Consider the following 2,628-nt stretch of genomic DNA (forward strand, 5'->3'; position numbering starts at 1 on the left):
ATCAGCGTGGCGGTCAGGCCGAGCCGGCGCCGGGACTGCAGGTCGGCGGTCATCCGGAAGACCGGCGCGGGCAGCAGGTGCACCTCGTCGTAGATGATCAGCCCCCAGTCCCGGCTGTCGAAGAGCTCCAGGTGGCGGTACTCGCCCTTGGTGCGCCGGGTGATCACCTGGTAGGTGGCGATGGTGACCGGCCGGATCTCCTTGCGCTCCCCGGAGTACTCGCCGATCTCGTCCTCGGTCAGCGACGTGCGGGCGATCAGCTCGCGCTTCCACTGCCGGCCGGCGACGGTGTTGGTGACCAGGATCAGTGTGGTGGCCCCCGCCTTGGCCATCGCCGCGGCACCCACCAGGGTCTTGCCCGCGCCGCACGGCAGCACCACCACGCCGGAGCCGCCCGACCAGAACGAGTCGGCGGCCATCTCCTGGTAGTCGCGAAGGTGCCAGCCGTCCTGGTGCAGGCTGATCGGGTGTGCCTCGCCGTCGACGTATCCGGCCAGATCCTCGGCGGGCCAACCGATCTTGAGTAGCAGCTGCTTGACCCGGCCGCGTTCGCTGGGGTGCACCATCACGGTGTCGTCGTCGATGCGGGTGCCGAGCATCGGCGCGATCTTCTTGTTGCGCAGCACCTCTTCGAGCACCGCCCGGTCCAGGCTGACCAGGGTCAGGCCGTGCGCCGGGCTCTTCACCAGCTGCAGCCGGCCGTAGCGGGCCATCGTGTCGACGATGTCGACCAGCAGCGGCTGCGGCACCGCGTACCGGGAGTAGCTGACCAGCGCGTCGACCACCTGCTCGGCGTCGTGTCCGGCGGCGCGGGCGTTCCACAGCGCCAACGGGGTGATCCGGTAGGTGTGGATGTGTTCAGGGGCGCGCTCCAGCTCGGCGAACGGCGCGATGGCGGCGCGTGCGGCGCCGGCGAGCTCGTGGTCGACCTCGAGCAGCACCGTCTTGTCGGACTGGACGATCAGCGGTCCGTCGGTCACCGGTGTTGCTCCTTACCCATTGTCGTTGAGGTGTCATCGGTCGCGGCGAGACCCACCGCTGTCCGCCGCATCACCGACCGCGGAAGTCGGCCACGACCGCGCAGTGCTGTCGTGGTCATGGGACGTGTGGGAACCACTTTGGCCCATTGGGCGACAACAGGAACCCGCGGTCCTGAGTGTCCTTGCAGGCGGTGGTCCCGGTGCCGTCGACGCCGCAGATTATCCCGTCGACGGTGATGGAGTGGCACGGGGGGAGAGTCCTGACCGACCGGCTGTCAGTGATCGGGGTGGTCGTTTCCTGCAACTCTTTATCGGTGCCGATCCAATTCACTCGCTGTGTACCGCCGGGCGACGGCGAAGCGGGAGGCACACCTGGGAAGTTGTTGCCGGTGCATTGTGCTGATCGGGTAAATGTGAAATCACAGAGGATTCCATCGGGGGTGAGGAAGTACACCATCGGCTTCGGGGCGTGGCCCGGCGTGGTGAACGGGATCTCGTAGTCGTGCACGTTGACCGGCGTGTAGCGGCTCAGGTCCGGGAAGTGGACCGATCCGGCGCGGCATTGGGTTTGGCAGCCTGCGACAAGCAGGACCGGGGCTGCGATCACGTTTGGTATTCGGCGCAGTGCTGCCATGATTACCGTCCTTTGTGCTCGGGTCGGGAGCGGGCGCTGGTCACGTACCCTGTTACGGTGGGGCGGCGTTGACGGTGATCTCTTGCGAATTGTATTGGCCGACGCCCCATTGACTGACCAGGATTTTCATGTCGCCGAGCGTGGTTCCGGGGACGGGGAGGATGTATCCGCCGTAGACGCCCGGGACGTTTGGCGGCCCGTTAGTGTTGGTCTGTTGCGCGACGGTGGTAGTGGTGTCGCTTTTGAATATTTCGGTGGGGCTGTTCGCGACGCGTATCTCCACCACACCATCGGGCCCGCCGCGCCCGGCGTTGAATCCGGATAACACCGACTGCCCGTCGAGTTCGCGGAAACTGAGTTCACCAAAAGGCGCTGGGCTGACGACGGCGGGAGCCTGTCCGTTTACCCCCCAGCCGTTGCCGGTCCACGGTTGCCAGGTGCTGCGGTCGGCGACGTCTCCACCGTGGGCGAGGTCGACTTGGTACATGGTGACGCCTTGGCCGCGGTCGAACGAGTCGGCTGCGATATAGACGTTGTCGCCTTTCTGGTAGCCGCTGATCTGGGTGGGCGCACCGCCGCCCGGTGTCCAGGGACGCCAGGAGTTCGGGACGGCCGCCCAGGGTTTCGAGAAGTCGTCGGTGACTTCCACCAGCCAGGAGCCGCCGACCGGATCCAGGCTGGGCTTGGTGGTGCCGACCACCATCATGTAGGTCTTGCCGTTCATGGTGATGGTTCCGGCCGGGAGGGTGATGTCGACGCCGAGACCCAGGTTGATGGCGTCTTGGAGCAGTTCGAACAACGGGTGGCCACTGCCGTCGGGGCCGGTCAGGGGTGGGCCGTCGATAATCATCTTGCCGGTCTCGAAGTGCACCGGCACCGCCACGGACGGGTAATGCGGACCAGCGCCCACCTGGTCGCCGGCGAAAGAATCCCCGAAGATCGCCACGTACCGCCCGCCGGACAACGGGCCGACCTCACCGAGGTCGGCCGCGCCGAGGTCGCGGATGCCGGGAT

General features: G+C 66.7%; 3 protein-coding genes. All 3 read right to left on the minus strand.

Translation table 11 applies throughout. From position 1 onward, the window contains the following. Positions 1-980, minus strand: a 980-nt coding sequence (locus AC2VNT_RS06635) for a helicase-associated domain-containing protein (protein ID WP_486946097.1), incomplete at its 3' end; no start/stop codon positions are given. 115 nt (positions 981-1,095) lie between these two features. Continuing rightward, positions 1,096-1,614: a hypothetical protein gene (locus AC2VNT_RS06640; RefSeq protein WP_486946098.1), complete on the minus strand. Its 519-nt coding sequence runs from the start codon at positions 1,612-1,614 to the stop codon at positions 1,096-1,098. Between the two features lie 52 nt (positions 1,615-1,666). After that, a partial coding sequence (locus AC2VNT_RS06645; protein WP_486946099.1) for a DUF4185 domain-containing protein occupies positions 1,667-2,628 on the minus strand: 962 nt, incomplete at its 5' end.

The sequence above is a fragment of the Mycobacterium sp. TH-M15 genome, assembly GCF_057473705.1.

Coding starts and splice junctions, on each gene's coding strand:
- AC2VNT_RS06640 (WP_486946098.1), bottom strand. CDS start 1,614: ATGGCAGCACTGCGCCGAATACCAAACGTGATCGCAGCCCCGGTCCTG.